Raw genomic sequence first — 231 nt, 5'->3', positions numbered from 1 at the left:
ACAGACCCATCATCAGGAACGAGCCCATTGCCGACAGGTCACGCTTGGTGGTGTAGCCGTAAAGCGACAGGGCACCAAAAGAAGCCGCGGTAACGAAGAAAGTCTGCACGATGCTAGCTGATGTATAGATCAGGAAGATCGAGGACAGCGACAAACCAACCAGAGCAGCATAAACCCAGAAGGTCAGCTGAGCGGTTGTAACATTCATGCGCTCAATACGGAAGCTGAGGA

The 231-nt window shown here is 52.4% G+C and carries 1 protein-coding gene; it reads right to left on the bottom strand.

All coding sequences use genetic code 11. The annotated features are described in order from the left end of the window. Positions 1-231 (bottom strand): Bax inhibitor-1 family protein (locus tag HBA93_RS23945; protein ID WP_221724868.1); only part of this gene is annotated, 231 nt, incomplete at both ends.

The sequence above is a fragment of the Ochrobactrum sp. SFR4 genome, from assembly GCF_019730395.1.
In the GTDB taxonomy this organism is placed as follows: domain Bacteria; phylum Pseudomonadota; class Alphaproteobacteria; order Rhizobiales; family Rhizobiaceae; genus Pseudochrobactrum.
Note: the sequence above shows the minus strand (reverse complement) of the source record. Positions and strands in the feature narration are given on the sequence as shown.